The sequence below is a fragment of the Ruegeria sp. HU-ET01832 genome (assembly GCF_040371315.1).
GTDB classification, from domain to species: domain Bacteria; phylum Pseudomonadota; class Alphaproteobacteria; order Rhodobacterales; family Rhodobacteraceae; genus Ruegeria; species Ruegeria lacuscaerulensis_A.
The window spans coordinates 230,407-250,611 of record NZ_BAABWL010000006.1 but is presented as its reverse complement, the minus strand read 5'-3'; the positions used below and the strand labels follow the sequence as shown (position 1 = coordinate 250,611).

Below are 20,205 nucleotides of genomic sequence, written 5' to 3'. Positions count from 1 at the left end.
CAAGCCGCGCGTTATCCCGACAGGGCTGCGGTTTGCTGCAAAACGGCCTTGGCCCGGCTCCGGTCACAAATGCCGCGCGCCTCAAGCTCGTGAAAAACACGGTCGCGCAGATCCTGTGGCAGGTTCGCGATGGCGCGGTTGTGCAACCCAAGCGTCAAACTGCGCGGGTCATCCAGCCGTCCTAGCAACTGCGTCAGCACCTCGGTCGAATAGGTAGGCCAGAGCCCGATGGCTGTAGACTCCGCTTCTTCGAACCATGGGGCATAACCGTCGTGGGATTTCAGGCAAAACGCGTTCATCAACATGAACTCTGAGGGCCGCCTGCGCGACGCGAATAAGGCCTGAACCGAGCCGTAGCGCGCGTTGATTTCATCCAGCAGAGATAGGACAAGCGACCGGCGCACCGGGTACGGCGTGGCAAAGGTTGTCGTCTTGATCTGCCCTGGATCAGACCGTGGCGTACCTAGGGCATCCAAACTTTGCAGCAGCCAGTTGCGGTGAAAATCACTTTCAATGTCAATGAACGGGATGCGCGCCGCGCCGCCGGGCGTAAAGAACTCTGCCTCATCAAACTGGCGCAGAAACAGGTTCTTGGTGTCCAGAATGACCATATTCTCGGAGGCCGCGACCCGCGCCGCGCCCAGTTTCAGAATCTGTTGATTGCGGTAGCCATTGTTGCCAAGCCACCCGCCCTTGCGGATCAGCGGAATGCGAAAGCGGTTCTCGATCAGCACACGATCCAGCGCCGGGCGTCGCGCACAATGACCCTCCCCTAGTAGAACATCGTCCCCACTGAGGACGCGCACCTTGTCTTGCAGTGCTCCGTAGGCAGGTAGAATCGGCTCGATCCGCTGCCGCAACGCACCCTCATCAACGTCGTTCATGATCACATGGATCGACCCGACCTGCGCCGGATCAACAAACCGGGCGAAGGAAAGGGCCTGAAGCTCCAGCAAAGGAAAGTCCCTGGAATATACAACCGTTGCGAAACTCAGCACCGCGCGGACCTTTTTGCGTTTTTCCCCTCATCTAGCAGCATTTGCCGACCTGTCCAAGCGAACCACACCACGAATCAGTTGTCGGTTCCGGCAAACCGCTATTCGAGGTAAGGATGATTTAGTCGAACCTCTCAAAACCAAAGGTTGTGACACCGTTCACAGACCAGCGGCGACTGTTTCAGCTATGTAGTCAATGCGGGGTTCGCGTGATTGACTGAACTCAAAATGCAACATTTTCGTTGGAATAATATTTCGCTTTTTGATTATTTTTCGAAACTTTGTCACCCTGACTTTGGGGGAATACAATTTTTAGAGCGGGGGTCGCTCATGAGTATTCGACTAAACAAAGAAAAAGCGGGCGCGATTTCGGCCCGGCAGGCATCGACAGAACTGGATTGCGAAACAGCGGCATTGCTGAGGGCCGCGATACGTCCCTTGTTTGCCAGTGCGGCCAGTTGGAATGGCCTGACAGACATCCTGAAAGACAAAGGCTACCAGCTTGCCTTCCGGCAAGGACGCCTGTGCATTACCGACATCGCAACGGCAAAGCGGGTGTGTGGGCTGAGGTTCCTGGGGCTGGAGTTCCGCGACTTGGTGCAGCGGATGGGACGCCCCATAGTTGTTGCACGCGACAGTGAAACCGGCGACCTGCTGGCCGCCCGACCTTCGGTGAACGGCGCTTAAAAGCTGCGCCAGAACTGGACTGAACGCCGCATGGCCTTCCACAGGCTGTGGCGCGCCGCCGCTTTGATACCGGCGCATGTTCCCGGTTCGATCAACCGCCCAAGGACCAGTTTCGCGGGCATGTGTCCGCGATTGTAGAACCGGCAGAAGTCATCTTCGGTCAAACCATCTGCGGCCTTCAGCCTATCGTAGTACTTCATCCAAACGCGCGCATAGTCCCGGGCCGTCAGATCCGTATCACTGCTTGCACCGCGCCCCCAGAACATCGAAATCGGCTCGTCCATACGTTCGCCCTGATACCCGGCAGATATCATGCGCAGCATGAGGTCATAATCAGCCGCCACGCGAAATTGCGGATCATGGCCGCCCAGCGCCTTGAACACGTCGCTTCGGATCAGGACCGAGTTGTGACAGAACGGCATACGCTGAAGGATCGCAGTCAGAGACATGCGTTTTTCGCGGCTTTCCGTCCCGTCCTTGAACCGCCGCAAGGTGGACCCGTACAGGAAGTCGGGCCGGGTCGCGGTCAAACGTTCAACGGCTATGTTCAGGATGTCATCCGAAGCGAGCGAGTCATCCGAGTTCAGGAACAAAAGGTATTGACCACGCGCGGCCCCTGCCCCCTTGTTCATCGCGTCGTAGAGGTTGCGGTCCGGTTCGCTGATCACGCGAGTCCGTTCTGCATTGGCAGTGACGTCCTGAAGAAACGGAACGGTGCCATCCGTTGAGGCACCGTCCTGAATAATATGCTCGGACCTCAAGCAGTTCTGGCGGGCCATGCACGCGATTACCTCGCGAAAGCTATCCTGCCGCCCTTGGGACAGCAGGTTATGCGTCGCCGTAACAACCGAGATCAGCGGCGCGTCTGTGTCAGCCGATTTGCTCATAGATCTCGGCGATCTTAGTGACGGCGGCCTCGGGGCTGAGTTCCTCGCTCTCGCCAGTGCGGCGGCAGGTCAGTTCAACCACACCGTTTTTCAACCCGCGCGGACCAACGGTGATGCGCCATGGCAGGCCAATCAGGTCCATGGTGGCGAATTTGCCACCTGCCCGCTCGTTGCGGTCATCATAGAGCGGCTCCAGCCCCAGCGCCGTCAGCGCGCCATAGAGTTTCTCGCAGGCCGCGTCGGCCTCATCGTCACCCTGCTTCAGGTTCACGATGCCGCAATGGAACGGGGTTACGCCTTCGGGCCAGATGATGCCCTTGTCATCATGGCTGGCCTCGATGATTGCACCAATAAGGCGGCTGACACCGATGCCGTGGCTGCCCATGTGAACGGGGGTCGGCTTGCCATCGGGCCCTTGGACGGTCGCGCCCATGGCCTCGGAATATTTGGTCCCGAAATAGAAGATCTGCCCTACTTCGATCCCCCGCGCCACCCGGCGGCGCTCTTCCGGCACTTCGTTGAACAGCGCCTCGTCATGGGTTTCGTCGGTGCGCGCGTATTTCGAGGTAAACTCCTCGAGGATCGCCTGACACTTGGCGCGGTCATCATAGTCGATCTGACGGTCGCCAAAACTCAGATCGGTGACGGCGCTGTCATAGAAGACCTCGGATTCACCAGTGTCTGCCAGCACAAGGAATTCATGCGTGTCGTCGCCACCGATGGGGCCGGAATCTGCACGCATCGGGATGGCTTGCAGGCCCATACGCTCATAGGTGCGCAGGTAGCTGACCAGATGGCGGTTATAGGCGTGCAGCGCATCCTCTTTGGTCAGGTCGAAATTATAGCCGTCCTTCATATAGAACTCACGCCCCCGCATCACGCCGAAACGCGGGCGGATTTCATCGCGGAACTTCCACTGGATCTGGTACAGGGTCAGCGGCAGGTCTTTGTAGCTGTTGACGTGGCCGCGGAAGATATCCGTCACCAGTTCCTCGGCAGTCGGCGTGAACAACATATCCCGGTCATGCCGGTCCTTCATCCGCAGCATTTCCTGACCATAGTCGTCGTAACGCCCGGATTCGCGCCACAGGTCCGCCGATTGGATGATCGGCATCTGAATCGCGATATGGCCTGCGCGCGCCTGCTCTTCGTGAATGATGTTTTCCAGCTTGCGCAGTACTTTGAAGCCCATCGGTAGCCACGAGTAAATCCCGGCGGATGCCTGCTTGATCATGCCCGCGCGCAGCATCAGCCGGTGGCTGACGATCTGAGCCTCGGAGGGGTTTTCCTTGAGAACGGGCAGAAAGTAACGGCTCAGGCGCATTGGGTGACCTTCAAAGGTGAGAATTTCGCTGCAAGGTGATTATGCCAAAGCCTCGCCGGGGGCAATCACGCAATGGCGTTTTTGCGACCCCCGGCCCGTCGCATTTTTTATTGACCCGCCAGTCAGGAACCTCAAATGTGACAGGAATGTAAAAATGTGAGGCCCCGATGCAGACAATCTCGGAACCCGCCCGTCAAATTCCTGTTGTTCACCAGACGGATGTTCTGGTCGTGGGCTCTGGCCCCGCCGGGCTGGCCGCCGCTTTGGCCGCCGCGCGCGCCGGGGCCGAAGTGTCACTGGTTGATCGCTTTGGCTGCATGGGCGGCAATATCACCGCCGTGGGGGTCGAAGGGTTCGCATGGTATCGCCACGAACAAACGGTCGAGGCAGGCGGCATCGGCATGGAGTTTGAGACCCGCGCCAAGGACATGGGCGCGGCGGTGCCGGAAAGCCAGTCGCTGAGTTATGAGCTGGACAGCGAAGGGTTCAAACTGGTGGCCGACAAGCTGGTCGAAGAAGCAGGCGTGCATCCGATGCTGCACCGTCAGTTCGTGGCCCCGATCATGGACGGCAACCGGATCACCGGCATCATCACCGAATCCAAAGCCGGGCGCGAGGCGATTCTGGCCCGCGTGGTGATCGACGCCACCGGCGACGCAGATGTCGCCCACCGCGCCGGTGCCCCGACCCACAAAACCGCGCGCGAGGATATGATGGCCGCCTCGGTCATGTTCCATCTGGCCGGTGTCGACAAGCGTGCGTTTATGGAGGGCGTCAAGGCTGATCCGCAGACCTACAAGGACTGGGGCGGCGGCGGTGAGTGGAATATCGAGACCTCGGGGAAAGAGGATGACATGTTCTCGCCCTTCGTTCACAAGCCCTTCCAACAAGCGATTGATGCAGGGATGATCCCGCCGCACCTGAACACCATCGCAGGCACGTGGGGCGCGATGCATGATACGGGTGAGCTGACCTATATGAACCTCATCCATCTGGCCGAGATTGACGGCACCGATCCCGACAGCTTGACGCGGGGCGAGATTGAGGGCCGCCGTCAGTCGATGCTGGCCATCGAGGCACTGCGGCGCTTCATGCCGGGCTGCGAAAACGCGCGGCTGCGGAATTTCGGAATGACCATCGGCATCCGCGACACCCGCAAGATCGACGCAATTTACAACATGACCGAGGATGACGCCCGCCATCAGGGCCGGTTCGAAGATACGATCGGCATCTACCCCGAATTCATTGACGGCTATGGCATCCTAATCCTGCCCACCACGGGGCGGTACATGCAGGTGCCCTATCGTTCGATGCTCCCCAAGGGAATCAAAGGGCTGCTGGTAGCGGGCCGTTCCCACGGAGCCGACAAAGTGGCCCATGCCGCCACACGCAACATGGCCTGCTGCGCTGTCATGGGCCAAGGCGCAGGCATCGCCGCTGCGCTGTCGCTGAAAAGCAATCAGGAGGTCGACACGATGAATCTCGCCCCCGTCCACAAAGAACTCGACCGTCAGGGCGTGCGGATTCACTGATGCAGCATATCCCGACCATCGACATCACCCCCCTGCGCGACTCGGCGCACCCGGACTATGCTCGCACCGTTAAGCAAATCATGGACGCCTGCACCGGTATCGGTTTTCTATCGATCACCGGCACGGGCATTTCCCCCGATACTGTAGACGCCGTGCGCGCTTGCGTGCGCGATATCTTTGCGGTCGAGGAAAGCGCCAAATGGGATCAGGCGATCACGCGCGAGAACTATCGTGGATATATCCCAATGGGGTTCTTCACCCCCAATGACGGATCAGGCAAGGCCGACAAATACGAAGGCTACAAGCTACACTATGACGTGGCCCCCGATGCACCGATCCGGCAGGACTGCGCACTTTATGGCCCTAACCTCTGGCCAAAGGGCGTGGATAGCGCGCGCGACACGATACTTGGCTATTGGTCGAAACTGGATGCGGTGGCCGATCATCTGCTGGGCGCGCTAGAGGTCGGGCTGTCCCTGCCCGCTCGCACCTTGCGAGACGCATTTGTCGATCCAATGACCAACATGACCCTGCTGCACTATCCTCCGCAGGCACCGGATGAGGGTGGATATGGTATCCACCCGCACAAGGATACCGACGCCCTGACCATCATCGCCCCCGACCCCGTCGGCGGACTGGAGGTTCAGACCCGCGAAGGCGGCTGGATAACGCCGGACTGCCCTCCCGGCGGGTTTGTCGTGAATATCGGTGACATGCTAGAGCTTTGGTCCGGTGGACGCCTGAAATCCACGCCACACCGGGTTGTCAACCGATCTGGGCAAGAGCGCTATTCCTTCCCATATTTCGCTGTACCTCGTCATGATGTTGTTGTGCGTCCGCTGCTGGAGCCTTTGGACGGATTCGACCGCCCTTCGGTCCATTGCGGCCATTGGTCGGCCGAAATATGGCGCACCAACTGGCCAGATGAACATGCCGATGAGGCGACGCCGGAACTGGGAACGCTTGCCGATTGAGGGGCAGAAATCCACAGCCCCATGAACCGCTTGCATCGCCGCGCCGCATACGCCAAGAACATATGCAAGAACCGGCAACAAGGGGACGGGCATGGCGCTGCCAGTGAAGGACCAACTCAGATACTGGGGCATTGCCGCTGTTGTCTTCGTGTTCCTGATGTGGGCGCTAGGCGATGTGCTTTTACCTTTCGTAATTGGCGGCGCGATTGCCTATTTCCTTGACCCGGTTGCCGACCGGCTGGAAAATCTGGGGCTGTCACGCATGGCGGCAACCGCGATTATAACCGTTGTCGGAGTTCTGGGCTTTGTCCTTATGATCCTGATGGTCGTGCCCGCGCTGGTCACGCAGCTGATCGACCTTGTCGAGTTCATGCCCAGCCTGATCAAACAGCTGCGCGGGTTTGTCGAGCAACAATTCCCCTCGCTGCTGGACCGCGAATCCAGCTCGCACCAATTCCTTGTCTCGCTGGGCGAGACGCTGCAATCCAAAACCGGGGATGTCCTGCAATCGGTGGCGGCCTCGCTGGGATCCGCGATCAATGTGGTGGTACTGCTGGTGATCGTCCCCGTTGTCGCTGTCTATTTGCTGTTGGACTGGGACCGTATGATCGCCCGTGTCGGAGAGCTGTTGCCCCGCGACCACGCCCCCACCATAAAGCGCCTGGCCAGCGAGATTGACGCCGTTCTGGCCTCGTTCGTGCGCGGTATGGGGACGGTCTGCCTGATCCTAGGCACCTATTATGCCGTGGCGCTGATGGCGGTGGGCCTGCAGTTTGGCCTGATCGTGGGCTTTATCGCCGGGCTCGTGACCTTCATCCCCTATCTGGGCGCACTGATCGGCGGATCGCTGGCAATCGGCCTGGCCCTGTTTCAGTTCTGGGGCGACTGGGCGCAGATCGGGCTGGTCGCCGGGATCTTCGCGCTGGGACAAGTGACCGAGGGCAATTTCCTGACCCCCAAGCTGGTCGGCAGCTCGGTAGGTTTGCACCCGGTCTGGCTTTTGCTGGCGTTATCGGTATTTGGCGCCATGTTCGGATTTGTCGGGATGCTGGTGGCGGTTCCGGTCGCGGCGGCACTGGGTGTTGTGGCCCGGTTCATGACTTCGCTTTATCTGGACAGCCGCTTGTATACGGGCCTTGAGGGGCTTCAACAGGACGACGAATAAATGCCCCGCCAACTGAGCTTTGACCTGCCGGCCAAAACCGCCTTGGGCCGCGAGGATTTCTTTGTCTCGCCTGCCAATGCGCTGGCGGTGGCAATGATTTCAGCGACCTCGTGGCCCGGCAACAAACTGGTACTAAGCGGCCCGGCGGGCGCGGGAAAGACTCACCTGGCCCATGTCTGGGCGGCTGAGACCGGAGGCCGGATTATTCAGGCCCGTGATCTTCGCTATGACGATGTACCCGCACTGGCCAGCACGCCGATTGCTGTGGAAGATGTGCCGATGATCGCCGGTGACCCCGACCTCCAAAAGACGTTGTTCCATTTGCACAACTTGACGCTGGCGGAAGGCAACGCTCTGTTGATGACAGGGCGCATGGCTCCGAAGTTCTGGGAACTGCCGCTGCCTGACCTTCAAAGCCGGATCGAGGGGGCACACCACGTAGCACTGGACCCGCCAGACGACGCCCTTTTGGGGGCTGTTCTGGCTAAACTGTTTCTGGACCGACAGCTTAACCCGGGCCCCGAGGTGATATCCTACCTTGTGAAACACATGGATCGTAGGTTCGAGACAGCCGCAAATGTTGTCGCGCAGTTGGATTTGGTGGCTTTGACTGAAAAACGTGACATCACCCGCTCGCTGGCTGTGCGTGTCCTGAACTCGGACGTAGGTGAGGTCGCATCTGACGATTGACCCAAACCCGACGATTTCGCATTCTAAGCACGGAATATCTGGAAGAGACATGGATCAGACCGTCGACACAGACATCCCCGACTGGGGGCCTTTCGGAAAACCGCTATTCGACAACCCCGAGGCCCGCGCCCTTTCGCGTGTCGGAGTGGTCGACGTTGGATCGAACTCGGTCCGAATGGTTATCTTTGACGGTGCAGCACGGTCGCCAGCCTATTTCTACAACGAAAAAGTTATGTGCGAACTGGGCGCAGGCCTGTCCGAGACCGGGCGTCTGAACCCACGGGGACGGGAACGCGCATTGGCTGCCCTGCGTCGGTTTGCACAACTGGCCCAGGATTTGGGGCTGCCGGGCCTGCATGTTGTCGCGACGGCTGCGGTGCGCGAAGCCACAGATGGGCCTGCCTTCTGCAAAGAGGTGTATGCCGAAACTGGCCTGACCGTCTCGGTTATCGACGGCGGTGAAGAGGCGCGCCTGTCTGCGCAAGGCGTCCTGTTGGGCTGGCCCGGAGCCTATGGCTTGATCTGCGACATCGGCGGGTCTTCGATGGAACTGGCCGAGATCGGAGGCGGCGATGTGGGCCGCCGCGTGACATCGGCCCTTGGTCCGCTCAAGCTGCGCGATATCAAAGGTGGGCGACGGGCGCGCAAAGCACATATCAAAGCCACGATGGAAGAGCTGCGCGATCAAATGGGCCCGCAGCGTGACCGGCTGTTTCTGGTCGGTGGCAGTTGGCGTGCTTTTGCACGGTTGGACATGTTGCGCCGGGGCTATCCGCTGAACGTGCTGCATGAATACCGTATGACCACCAAACAGGTTCACGAGACAATAAAATTCATTGAAAAGGGCGACCCGGACAAGCTGCGAAGCCTTGCTGGTGTGTCTGGCTCTCGTATGGCGTTGATGCCCTTTGCGATGGATGTACTGGCCCGGTTGGTGCGGACGTTCAAACCTAAGGATATCGCGATCTCAAGCTATGGCATCCGTGAAGGCTTGCTATACGAACAGATGCCGCAAATCCTGCGCGACCGCGATCCATTGATCGAAGCCAGTCGATTTTATGAGGCGAAAGATGCCCGCTTGCCCGGGTTCAGCAAACACTTGTTTGACTTCGTGATGCCCTTGTTCAAATCCGCCCCCGACGCACGGGTGCGTCTGATCAAGGCGGCTTGCCTGCTGCATGATGTAAGTTGGCGCGCGCATCCCGACTACCGGGCCGAGACCTGCTTTGACTATGTCACACGCGCCAATTTGGGGGGCCTAAAACACTCCGAGCGGGTATTCATCGGGCTTGCCCTGCAGCACCGGTACCGCAACAAGCGCGAAGACAACCGGTTTGCGCCGCTTTATGAGCTGTTAGATGAAAGCGGCCAGAAACAGGCCGAGATTCTGGGCAAAGCCATGCGGTTCGGCGCGATGCTTTGGATGCAGAACGACGCCACGATGGGTAAGTTGCGCTTTTATCCCAAAAAGCGACAGCTTGAACTGTTTTTGCCTGAAACCGCTGCCTCGCTATTCAGCGAAGTGGCCCAAGCGCGCCTGAATTCACTGGCGTCTGCACTGAGGTCGGAAACCCGCGTTGTGATCAAAGGCTGAGCCTTAGATATCAATCTCACCTTCCGGCGCGTCCTGCGGCTGTACCGGTTCGATTTCGGGTGTTTCGGACTTTTTGCGGATAATGATATCACCATTGGGCAGGATTTCCGGGACCTCATAGGTGCTCCAGTCCTCGATCTCGGCAGCCAGATCCGCAAGCGCTGGCCCCATCTCGGCCATGAAGGACTGCATCGCTGGTCCAAACTGATCAGCCAGCCCCAGCAATTCATCGAACGCTGGTTCCATTTCCTTTCGCAGCCCTTCAAAGAACAGTTCGGCGCCTTGCTCCATCAGCGACGGGCCGCTGTCATCTTCAGCGTGGGCCGGTTGGGTCAAGGCTGCGGAAATCGCGCAGATCGTGATGAAATGTCTCATACTGGTAATATAGAGCCATCAGGCCGGTCATGTAAGGTCACAGATCAATATCCAGTGTGACAGGGAAATGATCGGATGCGGTCAAAAGCGCTTGATGCAAGTCCTTCACAGCCAGGCAGGTGGGGTCATGAAAAGGATGCCAGATGCGCCATTGCGGACTGCACGCCCGCAATTCCTGGCTGATCATGATGTAGTCCAGCAGAGCCTCAAGATACTCACCTTCGGTCGGACGTGCAAAGCGCGCCGTCGAAAACAGACTACCCGGTTGATCCGCATAGGCCTCCACCGCGTGAGGGTCGAACAGGCCCGCCTGCAACAAAATCTCGACCGAGGATCGACCGAACAGGTTTTCAAACTCATCCAGCCCCGGTCCATCGTTCAGATCGCCCATCAGGATCACGGGTTCTGCCGCGTCTAAATGGGCCCCTACCCGTCGCGACAACCACACCGCCTGAGCCAATTGCTTGCGTCGATTGGCGATCGAGATTCGTATAGCCTCATCCCGGCTTTCGGCCCCATGAGGGGCTTTTGACTTCAGATGCGCGCCGATCAGACGAAAGCGCCCACCCGCCGGTGTTCGCACCAATAGCTCCATCGGAGGCTTTGAGAACCGAACGCGGTCTTCGGTCGCGTCGATGTCGAGGTCAATATGAAACACGCCGTCAAACCGAGGGGCGTTCTTGTCACCCGTCCCTTTCGGGTCGTGATTTACGGTCATGGCCATCGGGTCATACATCAGCGACAGTTCTTGATGCGTGTCGTTGGCAAAACCCATCACCGCGTGACTGGTGCGCAGATCAAATGCCTCGGCAAAGCGCTGCAACGCGCGCACGGTGTTCTGGGTCTTACCGGTGTTAGGCGCTTCGACTATGAGCATCGCGTCCGCATCTACGGCCGTCAAAACTTTGGCAATCGCCTCAACCTGTTCCGCTTTGGTGATGTTGTGCCTGCCGGACCAACTGTCGTCGACAATCAGCTTGTCCTGACGATCAAAAAGATTGGCGAACCACTCGATATTGTAGGTCGCCAGCCGCATTGCGGTCAGGCCCGAGCGCCGTTGATCTCATCCCATGCGCGGTTGATGTCGATCATCTTTTTCTCGGCCAGTCGGATCGCCTCTTCGGGGACGCCACGCGCCATCATCGCGTCGGGATGGGTTTCGCGCACCAATTGCCGCCAGACCTTTCGGATATCAAGTAATGGCATATCTCGCGGAACACCCAACACAATGTAGGGATCATTAGGCGCATCCGGAACAAACCGCGCGCGCAAGGCCAGAAACTGCGCCTCGGTCTGGCCAAAGATGCGGCTGACCTCTTCCAGAAACTCGTTTTCGTTGGGATGGTAGAACCCATCCGCCATGGCGATGTGGAACAGCCCCTCCATCAGGTCGCAGAAGGTGGTGCTGTCATCGGCAAACATCCCCGCGATCTTGCGGGCATATTCCTGATACCCCGCAACGTCGGTTCGGGCCATGTCGAACACACGGGCGGCGTCTGCCTCATCTTCGCGCGCGATCTGAAAGACATCCCGAAATGCGGTGACTTCATCGCGGGTTACTTGCCCATCGGCCTTGGCCATCTTGGCGCCCAGCGCGATCACTGCGATCGTAAAGGCCACCGACCGTTCAGGCGGCGTACGCAGCTTTTCGAAAACAGCAGTCAGGCTTTCGCCCTTAGCAAGCGCGCTTAGCGCATCGGATATGCGAGTCCAGATCGACATGAGCGCACCCTAGCCTTTGAAAACGCCGGTGTCAGGTGCGACTAGTGGCTTGGGGGCAAGAATTTTCTGCATTAGCACAAGATCCAGCCGTTTGCCCCATTTGAATCCTACTTTGGGCATCCGCCCGACATGTTGGAACCCAAGCGCTGCATGGAACGCCTCAGCCCCCGGATTGGCCGAAGAGATGCCGGCGACCAACACATGAACGCCCTCATGCCGCGCGACTTCTTCCAGTGCAGCCATCAGGGCCCTCCCCGCGCCTTTGCCGCGTGCTTGCTCTGATAGTTGAACAGAATGCTCGCGGCATTGAGCATATCCGGGGCCGGATCGGAACGGGCCATAGGTGGCAAATCCCTGAACCAAAGCGGCGTCTTCAACCACCAGATAGGCGCGGTCCCGTTGTCGGATATCCTCTGCAATGCTGTCGGTGTTGCGTTCAGCCGTCGTAAAGGTGATCAGTGTGTCCCGAATGATAGCATTCGCAATGTCCGCGATTGCCTTGGCATCCGCCACCTGAGCCTGACGAATTTTCATTCCAACACGCGCGGTCCATGCGGTGTCTCAAACTCGGCCCGCAATGCCGCAGCACCGCTGTCGAAAACCACGCCGTCCATCTGGCCCAACAGTTTCGCAAGCTCCAGACCTTCCGGATGCGAGACCACCAACCGGCGCAATCGGCAACCGCTTTGCGTTAACATCCGCGCCGGGTGCAGATCGCCATGCCATTGAATAAGAGCCGGAAACAAGTTGTCGAAAGGCAAACGACCACTCGGAGGGACCGCCATCTGCCACCGCAACGCACCTCGGGCCAAGTCGATTGGATGTCCAACACCATCGGGGAACACATCCAGCGCCGCGTCAATATTCGGCACCTGGCAAATCCAATTGGTCAAACGCGGAGGGCCCTCGAACCGATCCAGATCGAACCAGCGTGTTCGCTCTGGATTTGGCGCGGTCGGATCTATTGCAATGGCTTCGAGATACAATCCATCGGCCAACCCTAGTAGACGATTATGTGTTCCGAAGGCATCGTGTTTGCCACCCTCTTGCAGGGTCACACCCAGCGCGTCTTCGATATGGGATGCAGCCTCCTCAACGGTTTCGCCTGAGACGGCCAGATGATCCAGTAACATGAGTGCCTCCAACGTAGTGCGACCAGACCTTTTGGGTCTGGTCGCATGTTTCCGTCAAAGCGCCGGGATCACAAGATTTTTCGTCGAAAAATCTTTAGCCTTACCCTTTGGCTTCTCGGATCAGGCGCAAGATGTCTTGTGCAGCCTCGGGAATGTTTGTGCCCGGTCCAAAGATCGCCTTGACGCCGTGATCATAGAGGAACTGATAATCCTGCTGCGGGATCACACCGCCGCAAATGACGATAATATCCTCAGCTCCGGCCTTTTTCAGTTCTTCGACCAGTTGCGGGGCCAGCGTTTTGTGTCCCGCGGCCTGAGACGAAATCCCGACAACATGAACGTCATTGTCGACCGCATCCTGCGCCGCCTCAGCAGGTGTCTGGAACAGTGGGCCAACATCCACGTCAAAGCCGATATCGGCAAAGGCGGTCGCGATCACCTTGGCACCCCGGTCATGCCCGTCCTGCCCCATCTTGACCACCAACAGGCGCGGGCGGCGGCCCTCTGCCTCGGCGAATTCGTCGATGGATTTCTGGATCGCGGCAAAGCCTTCGTCGCCCTCATAGGCGGCACCATAGACACCGGCCAGTGTTTTCACCTCGGCGCGGTGGCGGCCGAACTCTTTCTCCATTGCCATGCTGATCTCTCCTACGGATGCGCGGGCGCGGGCGGCTTCGACCGCAGCAGCCAGCAGGTTTCCGCCCTCCTGGGCGGCTTTGGTCAGGGCGTCCAGCGCCCGTTTACATGCCGCCTCATCACGGGTGGCGCGAATGCGTTCCAGGCGCGCGACCTGCGCCTCGCGCACGGCGACGTTGTCGACGTCCAGAATGTCGATCGGGTCTTCCTGCTCCTTGCGGTACTTGTTGACGCCGACGATGACCTCTTCGCCCCGGTCGATCATCGCCTGACGGCGCGCGGCGCTTTCCTCGATTCGCAGCTTGGGCATGCCCGAGGCAACAGCCTTGGTCATGCCGCCCATCTCTTCCACCTCTTCCATCAGGGCCCAGGCTTTTTCGACCAGCTCATTGGTCAGGCTTTCGATGTAATATGAGCCCGCCAGAGGATCGACCACATCGGTTACACCGGTCTCTTCCTGCAGCACCAACTGTGTGTTGCGGGCGATGCGGGCTGAGAAATCAGTGGGCAACGCGATTGCCTCGTCCAGCGCGTTGGTGTGCAAGCTTTGCGTGCCACCCAGAACCGCGCTCATAGCCTCATAGGCTGTGCGGATCACATTGTTGTATGGGTCTTGTTCCTGCAGCGAGACGCCAGAGGTCTGACAATGAGTGCGCAACATCTTGGACCGTTCTGATTTCGCTCCGAAATCGGTCATCACGCGGTGCCACAGGGTGCGGGCGGCGCGCAGTTTTGCGATCTCCATGAAGAAGTTCATACCAATCGCAAAGAAGAACGAAAGACGGCCCGCAAACTTGTCCACGTCCATCCCGGCCTGCGTCGCGGCGCGCACATATTCCCGTCCGTCAGCCAGTGTGTAGGCGAGTTCCTGCACCAGGTTCGCGCCGGCCTCTTGCATGTGGTAGCCCGAGATCGAGATCGAGTTGAACTTGGGCATCTCATTCGACGTGTAATCGATGATGTCCGAAATGATCTTCATCGACGGCTCGGGCGGGTAAATATAGGTATTCCGCACCATGAACTCTTTCAGAATGTCATTCTGAATGGTGCCGGACAGCACAGATTTGTCGTGCCCCTGTTCCTCGCCCGCCACGATGAAATTCGCCAGAATCGGGATCACCGCGCCGTTCATGGTCATCGAGACCGAAACCTTGTCCAGCGGGATGCCGTCGAACAGGATTTTCATGTCCTCGACAGAGTCGATGGCCACACCGGCCTTGCCCACATCGCCCACCACGCGCGGGTGGTCGCTGTCATAACCGCGATGCGTGGCCAGATCGAAGGCTACCGACACGCCCTGTTGACCCGCGGCCAGATTGCGGCGGTAGAAGGCATTCGATTCCTCGGCGGTCGAAAAACCCGCATATTGACGGATCGTCCATGGGCGGCCTGCATACATCGTAGCCTTCACCCCGCGCGTGAACGGGCCGAACCCCGGCAGCGTACCTATGTGCGGCAGATCCGCCGTATCCTCGGCTGTATAGAGCGGCTTGACGTCGATGCCTTCCAGCGTCTCTTTGGTCAGATCTTCCAGCGGACGCCCGCGCAGCTCTTTTTCGGCCAGCGCCTGCCAGTCTTTGGTATCGGTCATGGCGATTTCCTTTTCCTATTTCGGGTTGCGCGCGAAGAGGAACCCGCACGCAGTTATGTTTCGAAGTGCCCGGCCAATCCGGGCTGCGCGCGACAAATTGAGCGCGCATTGCATTTCACTGGTCGCATTCATCTGAACAGGGGCTATATTCGATGGAACAGGAGGCCCCATGACACGAACGCTTGCCCTTGTTTTCTCGGCACTAATCCCGCTGGCCGCGATGGCTGCCGACGGGTCTGCGCCGGATGAGGATGAATTTGTCCGACCCGCAGGTGACAGCGAGTTGAGCGAGTTTTTATGGGTCAACAGACCCATTGTCGTCTTTGCCGACACGCCCGCAGACCCCCGCTTCCAACAACAAATCGACATGCTGATCGAAGGCGAAGCCGCGATGCGTGACCGCGATGTGATTGTCATCACCGACACGGACCCGGCGGCAAAATCCCCGATACGGTCGCAATTGCGCCCGCGTGGTTTCCAGATGGTGTTCGTCGACAAGGACGGCGTGGTCAAACTGCGCAAACCGTCCCCGTGGAGCGTGCGTGAGATCGGTCGATCCATCGACAAAACCCCCCTGCGCGAACGCGAGATTCGCGAACGGCGCGAGGGCGGTTGATAGCCTTCGCCACGCCCCAAGCCCCCGGCGCGGAACGCCGGGAGAGCTATGGGGTATGACAAAAGTGCCGTCATGATCACTCGAACTCGATGATCACATCGTCCACGGCAAGACTGTCGCCGGGGCCTGCGTTGATCTTGGCTACAACACCTTTCTTCTCGGCGCGCAGGATGTTTTCCATCTTCATCGCCTCGACAGTGCATAGCGCCTGACCTTCCTGCACCTCTTGGCCCAGTTCAACGTCGATCTTCACGATCAGGCCGGGCATCGGGCAGAGCAGCATTTTCGAGGTATCGGGCGGCAGTTTCTCGGGCATCAGTTTGGCCAATTCCGCCTGGCGCGGACGGCGCACATGCACTTTCAGGTCTGCACCCCGGTTGCGGATACGGAACCCACCCGAGATTTTGCCGACCTTCATGACCAGCGCCTCTCCGTCGACATCCAAAACAGCAAGTTGGTCGCCCGGCGTCCAATCCGAGGCAACCCGCAGACTTGTGCCATCCGAGAAGGCCACTGTCGCGCCCTCTTTATCCGCTTCGATCTTGACGTCGAACTCCTGACCCTGCAGCGCAACATTCCAATGCGCGCCGACCTTGCGCTCGTGGTTGTCCATACGACCCGAGACGCGGGTGCGACGAATTTCAGCGACACGGTACATCGCCGCGCAAGACGCAGCGATACAGCGCAGGTCTTCTTCTGGCAGGGTGACGCCTTCAAAACCGTCGGGATACTCTTCGGCGATGAAAGCGGTGGTCATGTCGCCACTGATGAATTTGGGATGATCCATCACTGCCGACAGGAACGGCAGGTTGTGACCGATACCTTCGACCTCAAAGCTGTCCAGCGCCACGCGCATCGCCTCAATCGCCGCTTCGCGGGTCGGCGCCCAGGTGCAGAGCTTGGCGATCATCGGATCATAGTACATGCTGATCTCGCCGCCCTCATAGACGCCGGTATCGTTACGCACTGCGGCCTCGCCTTCGGGCGCGTCACCCTGCCATTTGCCATTCACCAACATCGGACCAGCCGCCGTTTCCATCGGCGGGCGATAGCGGGTTAAACGGCCAATCGAGGGCAGGAAGTTGCGATACGGGTCTTCGGCATACAGACGATTTTCAATCGCCCAGCCAGTCAGGGTGACGTCATCTTGGGTGATGGTCAGTTTCTCACCTGCGGCTACGCGGATCATCTGTTCCACCAGATCGACACCGGTGATCAGCTCGGTCACAGGGTGTTCCACCTGCAGGCGGGTGTTCATTTCCAGGAAGTAGAAGTTCTTGTCCCCATCCACGATGAACTCGACCGTCCCGGCGCTGGCATAGTTTACAGCCTTGGCCAGCGCGACGGCCTGTTCACCCATCGCCTTGCGTGTCTCGGGGTCGAGGAAGGGCGACGGGGCCTCTTCCACAACCTTCTGGTTCCGACGCTGAATCGAGCATTCACGCTCGCCCAGATAAATGCCGTTGCCGTGGCTGTCGCAGAGAACCTGAATTTCGATATGGCGCGGCTGGGTTACGAATTTCTCGATGAAGATCCGGTCATCGCCAAAGGAATTCGCGGCCTCGTTCTTGGACGACTGGAAACCCTCGCGCGCCTCGTCGTCATTCCACGCGATCCGCATGCCTTTGCCGCCGCCACCGGCGCTGGCCTTGATCATGACCGGGTAGCCAATCTCGTTCGAAATCTTCACTGCCTCTTCCGCGTCTTCGATCAGCCCCATGTAACCGGGCACGGTCGACACGCCTGCGTCCTGCGCAATTTTCTTCGAGGTGATCTTGTCGCCCATGCTTTCGATCGCGCCGACCGGGGGACCGACAAAAGCCACGCCTTCGGCATCAAGCGCTTCGGCGAACTTAGAGTTTTCCGACAGGAAGCCGTAACCGGGATGTACCGCCTGCGCGCCGCTTTGACGGATCGCGTCCATGACCTTGTCAATCACGATATAGGACTGGTTCGCAGGGGGCGGGCCGATATGAACGGCCTCATCCGCCATCGATACGTGCAGCGCGTTGCGGTCCGCGTCCGAATAAATGGCAACGGTGCCGATACCCATCTTGCGCGCAGTCTTGATGACCCGGCAGGCGATTTCGCCCCGGTTGGCGATCAGTATCTTGTTGAACATGGAACGTCCTTTGTCTTGGTGTTCGAAAAACGTAACACGCCGCCGCGAGGACTTAACCCCACGACGGCGTGATCAGCGATGACGGTCGGGGCCGAGTAAGCCCCGATGACTTCGTTAGCTACAGTTGTTTTGCGTCTTGCAATACAGCACGTTGCCGGCCGCGCCGACCACGGCCCCAAAGAGCGGGTCCGATTGCAGCACCGCCGCGCCGACCGCGCCGGCGCCACCGCCCAAGATCGCCTGTTCACCCGTGGTGTCGCCACAGGCTGCAAGCCCGGCGCAGGTCGCCAATGCAAGCGCAAGTTTCGAGAGTCGCATGATTTCTGCCTCATCTGTTGGTTTGAATCAGTCGAAGCCAGATGCGCGGTTCGTGTACCGCTATTCAATAACAGACAGGTATTAGGCCAAATATGCGCAGCTTTATGCCGTCGATCCCCCTCCGTGTGCGCAAAGAAAAACGCGGGCAGGGATTTGTGAAACTCACAAGCCTGCCCGCGGAAGGAAGGGGTACGGAATAGTAGGTGCATGTGCGGCGCAGGCAAAGTAGAGCCGCACGGCTTGGTCACCATGCACGGTGTGGTTGCACCTGCAAACTGTGATTCACGAGTTGCAATTTTTCCGGCTGGAATCTGCCCATTCAAGGAAAAGCCGCGCAATTTTGCGCCGACGCTGTTTCGCGCATATTCACGGGGACTCACGCGAATGTTCGTCACAATCCCGTTACAAACGTTGACCCGAAAAACAAGCTTTGCACTTGCAGCATCACGTTTTGCGCACGCGATAGCGACGAAAAAAAACACTGCACTCATAAGGTTAACCGATCTGTTCACCTTGCTGTGATCCAGGTCCGTTTTTCCCACAAATTTTCTTGAGATTTTTGCGTTTGATTGTCCCAATCTCGTGATTTCCCTGAAAATCGTCGGCGTGGAACGTTGCGCGTGCACACTCGCACACAAGGAAACATCCAAATGATTACAAAGAGAAAAACGGCATCTCTGCTCGCTGCTACTGCGCTTAGTGTGACTTGCACGCTTGCTTATGCCCAGGATGCGAATACGCAGGCCGAACTGGAGAAACTTCGCCTCCGGATCGAAGCCTTGGAATCTCAGGGACCGAACGCGACACCCGGTGAATTTAGGATCGGGAATACGACACTGGACGTCTATGGCTATGTCAAAGCCGACTTCTTCTACGATTTCGACTTCGACCAAGGCGATACAGCGTTCGTTAACGTAATTGGTGAACCTTCCGCTGAGACCAGCGGCACCTTTGGCGCAACCGTCCGTCAGTCGCGGATCGGCTTGCTCACCAGTACGCCCAGCGCCATTGGCGATATCGGCGGTCAGTTGGAGCTTGACCTGTTTGCAGGCGGCGGCGCTGCTGAACTGCGTTTGCGTCACGCCAATATCCGTATCGGCGACCAGTGGTTGATCGGCCAGTTCTGGACCAACTTCCAGCCCTTGGACACCTATCCGACCTCGGTTGAATTCAACGGTCCCGTTGGTATCGCCTTCGCCCGTGTTCCGCAGGTCCGTTACACTAACGCATTCTCTGAAAATGCCGAATTTGCACTCTCCATCGAGGAAAACGTCGGTAGCTCCAACTCGGATGATCCGGTTTTCACCGCGTCGGCCGAATACAATGATGGCACCTACGTCGCCCGAATTGCCGGTCTTTACGGTCGAGCCCAGGACGACGCCGGCATCAATGAAGTCGACCAATGGGGTGTGACTCTGTCCGGATCGGCGCGGCTTTGGCAGGGCGGCCTGTTCCAGGTCAACTACGTGACCGGTCAGGCGCTTGGACCGTGGCTGATCGGCTTGGGTGATGCGGTGGTCAACGGCGAAGCCAACGATGTTGACGGCTTCACCGTCGAACTGCGTCAGGACATCGGTCCGAAATGGAACGTCGGTATCGCCTACGGTTACGAGGACTATGACTTGGCAACCTCGACTGGTGATCTGGCATTTACCGAGCTTGAGACGATCCACGTAAACGCCTTCTATCAGGCGACCGAGACTCTGACACTGAGCGCCGAATACATCTACGGTGAGCGGAACGACGTGAACTCGGGCGATGACTTTGACGGCAGCCGCGTTCAAGTTGCGGCGCAGTTGAACTTCTGATCGCATATCACGACCCTGCCCCCATCGGGGCAGGGT

General features: G+C 58.7%; 18 protein-coding genes and 1 pseudogene. 8 read left to right on the top strand and 11 right to left on the bottom strand.

The genetic code is table 11. The features are described 5' to 3' along the window. Positions 1–11: 11 nt before the first annotated feature. Positions 12–1,001, bottom strand: a pseudogene (locus tag ABWV79_RS18405) (DUF6492 family protein); the annotation flags it as partial. Positions 1,002–1,325: 324 nt separating this feature from the next. Between ABWV79_RS18405 and ABWV79_RS18400 the strand changes: the two are divergent. Beyond that, the gene (locus tag ABWV79_RS18400) at positions 1,326–1,682 is read left to right on the top strand and encodes a hypothetical protein (RefSeq protein ID WP_170753135.1); all 357 of its coding nucleotides are present in this window, start codon (positions 1,326–1,328) and stop codon (positions 1,680–1,682) included. Here the strand turns inward: ABWV79_RS18400 and ABWV79_RS18395 are convergent. Continuing rightward, positions 1,679–2,569, bottom strand: coding sequence for a glycosyltransferase (locus tag ABWV79_RS18395; protein ID WP_353393780.1), 891 nt, complete (start codon positions 2,567–2,569; stop codon positions 1,679–1,681). The two genes, ABWV79_RS18400 and ABWV79_RS18395, sit on opposite strands and share 4 nt — an antisense overlap. Beyond that, entirely contained in the window at positions 2,553–3,893 is a 1,341-nt protein-coding gene (gene proS, locus ABWV79_RS18390; RefSeq protein ID WP_353393778.1) for a proline--tRNA ligase, read from the bottom strand. Before proS ends, ABWV79_RS18395 begins: the two co-directional genes overlap by 17 nt. A gap of 167 nt (positions 3,894–4,060) precedes the next feature. On the opposite strand from proS, the gene ABWV79_RS18385 reads away from it, so the two are divergent. From ABWV79_RS18385 to ABWV79_RS18365, 5 genes are all read left to right on the top strand, one after another. Continuing rightward, positions 4,061–5,425, top strand: coding sequence for an FAD-dependent oxidoreductase (locus ABWV79_RS18385; protein ID WP_353393776.1), 1,365 nt, complete (start codon positions 4,061–4,063; stop codon positions 5,423–5,425). Then, positions 5,425–6,399, top strand: coding sequence for an isopenicillin N synthase family dioxygenase (locus ABWV79_RS18380; protein WP_353393774.1), 975 nt, complete (start codon positions 5,425–5,427; stop codon positions 6,397–6,399). Before ABWV79_RS18385 ends, ABWV79_RS18380 begins: the two co-directional genes overlap by 1 nt. Before the next feature lie 91 nt (positions 6,400–6,490). Then, positions 6,491–7,564, top strand: coding sequence for an AI-2E family transporter (locus tag ABWV79_RS18375; protein WP_170352498.1), 1,074 nt, complete (start codon positions 6,491–6,493; stop codon positions 7,562–7,564). Continuing rightward, positions 7,565–8,254: a P-loop NTPase family protein gene (locus ABWV79_RS18370; RefSeq protein ID WP_170724339.1), complete on the top strand. Its 690-nt coding sequence runs from the start codon at positions 7,565–7,567 to the stop codon at positions 8,252–8,254. A gap of 49 nt (positions 8,255–8,303) precedes the next feature. After that, on the top strand, positions 8,304–9,848 hold the full coding sequence (locus tag ABWV79_RS18365; RefSeq protein ID WP_353393772.1) for a Ppx/GppA family phosphatase: 1,545 nt from the start codon (positions 8,304–8,306) through the stop codon (positions 9,846–9,848). A 3-nt stretch (positions 9,849–9,851) separates the two neighbouring features. On the opposite strand, the gene ABWV79_RS18360 is transcribed toward ABWV79_RS18365, so the two are convergent. The 6 genes from ABWV79_RS18360 to scpA form a co-directional block, all read right to left on the bottom strand. After that, the gene (locus ABWV79_RS18360; protein WP_353393770.1) at positions 9,852–10,223 is read right to left on the bottom strand and encodes a hypothetical protein; all 372 of its coding nucleotides are present in this window, start codon (positions 10,221–10,223) and stop codon (positions 9,852–9,854) included. Between the two features lie 37 nt (positions 10,224–10,260). Next, the gene (locus ABWV79_RS18355) at positions 10,261–11,259 is read right to left on the bottom strand and encodes an endonuclease/exonuclease/phosphatase family protein (protein WP_353393768.1); all 999 of its coding nucleotides are present in this window, start codon (positions 11,257–11,259) and stop codon (positions 10,261–10,263) included. Between the two features lie 5 nt (positions 11,260–11,264). Beyond that, the gene (locus tag ABWV79_RS18350) at positions 11,265–11,945 is read right to left on the bottom strand and encodes a molecular chaperone DjiA (RefSeq protein ID WP_170352493.1); all 681 of its coding nucleotides are present in this window, start codon (positions 11,943–11,945) and stop codon (positions 11,265–11,267) included. Between the two features lie 9 nt (positions 11,946–11,954). Beyond that, on the bottom strand, positions 11,955–12,479 hold the full coding sequence (locus ABWV79_RS18345; protein ID WP_353393766.1) for a GNAT family N-acetyltransferase: 525 nt from the start codon (positions 12,477–12,479) through the stop codon (positions 11,955–11,957). After that, positions 12,476–13,078, bottom strand: coding sequence for a VOC family protein (locus ABWV79_RS18340; protein ID WP_353393764.1), 603 nt, complete (start codon positions 13,076–13,078; stop codon positions 12,476–12,478). The genes ABWV79_RS18345 and ABWV79_RS18340 overlap by 4 nt, the downstream gene beginning before the upstream one ends. A gap of 100 nt (positions 13,079–13,178) precedes the next feature. Next, positions 13,179–15,305: a methylmalonyl-CoA mutase gene (gene scpA, locus ABWV79_RS18335; RefSeq protein WP_353393762.1), complete on the bottom strand. Its 2,127-nt coding sequence runs from the start codon at positions 15,303–15,305 to the stop codon at positions 13,179–13,181. A gap of 169 nt (positions 15,306–15,474) precedes the next feature. On the opposite strand from scpA, the gene ABWV79_RS18330 reads away from it, so the two are divergent. After that, positions 15,475–15,921 carry a DUF4174 domain-containing protein gene (locus ABWV79_RS18330; RefSeq protein WP_170352489.1) on the top strand — a complete coding sequence of 149 codons (447 nt, stop codon included), beginning with the start codon at positions 15,475–15,477 and terminating at the stop codon, positions 15,919–15,921. 76 nt (positions 15,922–15,997) lie between these two features. On the opposite strand, the gene ABWV79_RS18325 is transcribed toward ABWV79_RS18330, so the two are convergent. Both ABWV79_RS18325 and ABWV79_RS18320 read right to left on the bottom strand, forming a co-directional pair. Next, positions 15,998–18,043, bottom strand: coding sequence for an acetyl-CoA carboxylase biotin carboxylase subunit (locus ABWV79_RS18325; protein ID WP_353393760.1), 2,046 nt, complete (start codon positions 18,041–18,043; stop codon positions 15,998–16,000). Between the two features lie 114 nt (positions 18,044–18,157). Continuing rightward, positions 18,158–18,361, bottom strand: coding sequence for a hypothetical protein (locus ABWV79_RS18320; RefSeq protein ID WP_170753160.1), 204 nt, complete (start codon positions 18,359–18,361; stop codon positions 18,158–18,160). A 650-nt stretch (positions 18,362–19,011) separates the two neighbouring features. Here ABWV79_RS18320 and ABWV79_RS18315 point away from each other — a divergent pair. Then, a complete protein-coding gene (locus tag ABWV79_RS18315; protein ID WP_353393758.1) occupies positions 19,012–20,169 on the top strand; it encodes a DcaP family trimeric outer membrane transporter in 1,158 nt (385 codons plus the stop codon). The last annotated feature ends 36 nt before the right edge of the window (positions 20,170–20,205 follow it).

What these genes read in the sequence shown, in the direction of transcription:
- ABWV79_RS18380 (WP_353393774.1), top strand. Translation starts at nt 5,425, where the DNA reads ATGCAGCATATCCCGACCATCGACATCACCCCCCTGCGCGACTCGGCG.
- ABWV79_RS18315 (WP_353393758.1), top strand. Translation starts at nt 19,012, where the DNA reads ATGATTACAAAGAGAAAAACGGCATCTCTGCTCGCTGCTACTGCGCTT.
- ABWV79_RS18400 (WP_170753135.1), top strand. Translation starts at nt 1,326, where the DNA reads ATGAGTATTCGACTAAACAAAGAAAAAGCGGGCGCGATTTCGGCCCGG.
- ABWV79_RS18355 (WP_353393768.1), bottom strand. Translation starts at nt 11,259, where the DNA reads ATGCGGCTGGCGACCTACAATATCGAGTGGTTCGCCAATCTTTTTGAT.
- ABWV79_RS18350 (WP_170352493.1), bottom strand. Translation starts at nt 11,945, where the DNA reads ATGTCGATCTGGACTCGCATATCCGATGCGCTAAGCGCGCTTGCTAAG.
- ABWV79_RS18325 (WP_353393760.1), bottom strand. Translation starts at nt 18,043, where the DNA reads ATGTTCAACAAGATACTGATCGCCAACCGGGGCGAAATCGCCTGCCGG.
- ABWV79_RS18330 (WP_170352489.1), top strand. Translation starts at nt 15,475, where the DNA reads ATGACACGAACGCTTGCCCTTGTTTTCTCGGCACTAATCCCGCTGGCC.
- ABWV79_RS18375 (WP_170352498.1), top strand. Translation starts at nt 6,491, where the DNA reads ATGGCGCTGCCAGTGAAGGACCAACTCAGATACTGGGGCATTGCCGCT.
- ABWV79_RS18365 (WP_353393772.1), top strand. Translation starts at nt 8,304, where the DNA reads ATGGATCAGACCGTCGACACAGACATCCCCGACTGGGGGCCTTTCGGA.
- scpA (WP_353393762.1), bottom strand. Translation starts at nt 15,305, where the DNA reads ATGACCGATACCAAAGACTGGCAGGCGCTGGCCGAAAAAGAGCTGCGC.
- ABWV79_RS18345 (WP_353393766.1), bottom strand. Translation starts at nt 12,479, where the DNA reads ATGAAAATTCGTCAGGCTCAGGTGGCGGATGCCAAGGCAATCGCGGAC.
- ABWV79_RS18340 (WP_353393764.1), bottom strand. Translation starts at nt 13,078, where the DNA reads ATGTTACTGGATCATCTGGCCGTCTCAGGCGAAACCGTTGAGGAGGCT.
- proS (WP_353393778.1), bottom strand. Translation starts at nt 3,893, where the DNA reads ATGCGCCTGAGCCGTTACTTTCTGCCCGTTCTCAAGGAAAACCCCTCC.
- ABWV79_RS18370 (WP_170724339.1), top strand. Translation starts at nt 7,565, where the DNA reads ATGCCCCGCCAACTGAGCTTTGACCTGCCGGCCAAAACCGCCTTGGGC.
- ABWV79_RS18385 (WP_353393776.1), top strand. Translation starts at nt 4,061, where the DNA reads ATGCAGACAATCTCGGAACCCGCCCGTCAAATTCCTGTTGTTCACCAG.
- ABWV79_RS18360 (WP_353393770.1), bottom strand. Translation starts at nt 10,223, where the DNA reads ATGAGACATTTCATCACGATCTGCGCGATTTCCGCAGCCTTGACCCAA.
- ABWV79_RS18320 (WP_170753160.1), bottom strand. Translation starts at nt 18,361, where the DNA reads ATGCGACTCTCGAAACTTGCGCTTGCATTGGCGACCTGCGCCGGGCTT.
- ABWV79_RS18395 (WP_353393780.1), bottom strand. Translation starts at nt 2,569, where the DNA reads ATGAGCAAATCGGCTGACACAGACGCGCCGCTGATCTCGGTTGTTACG.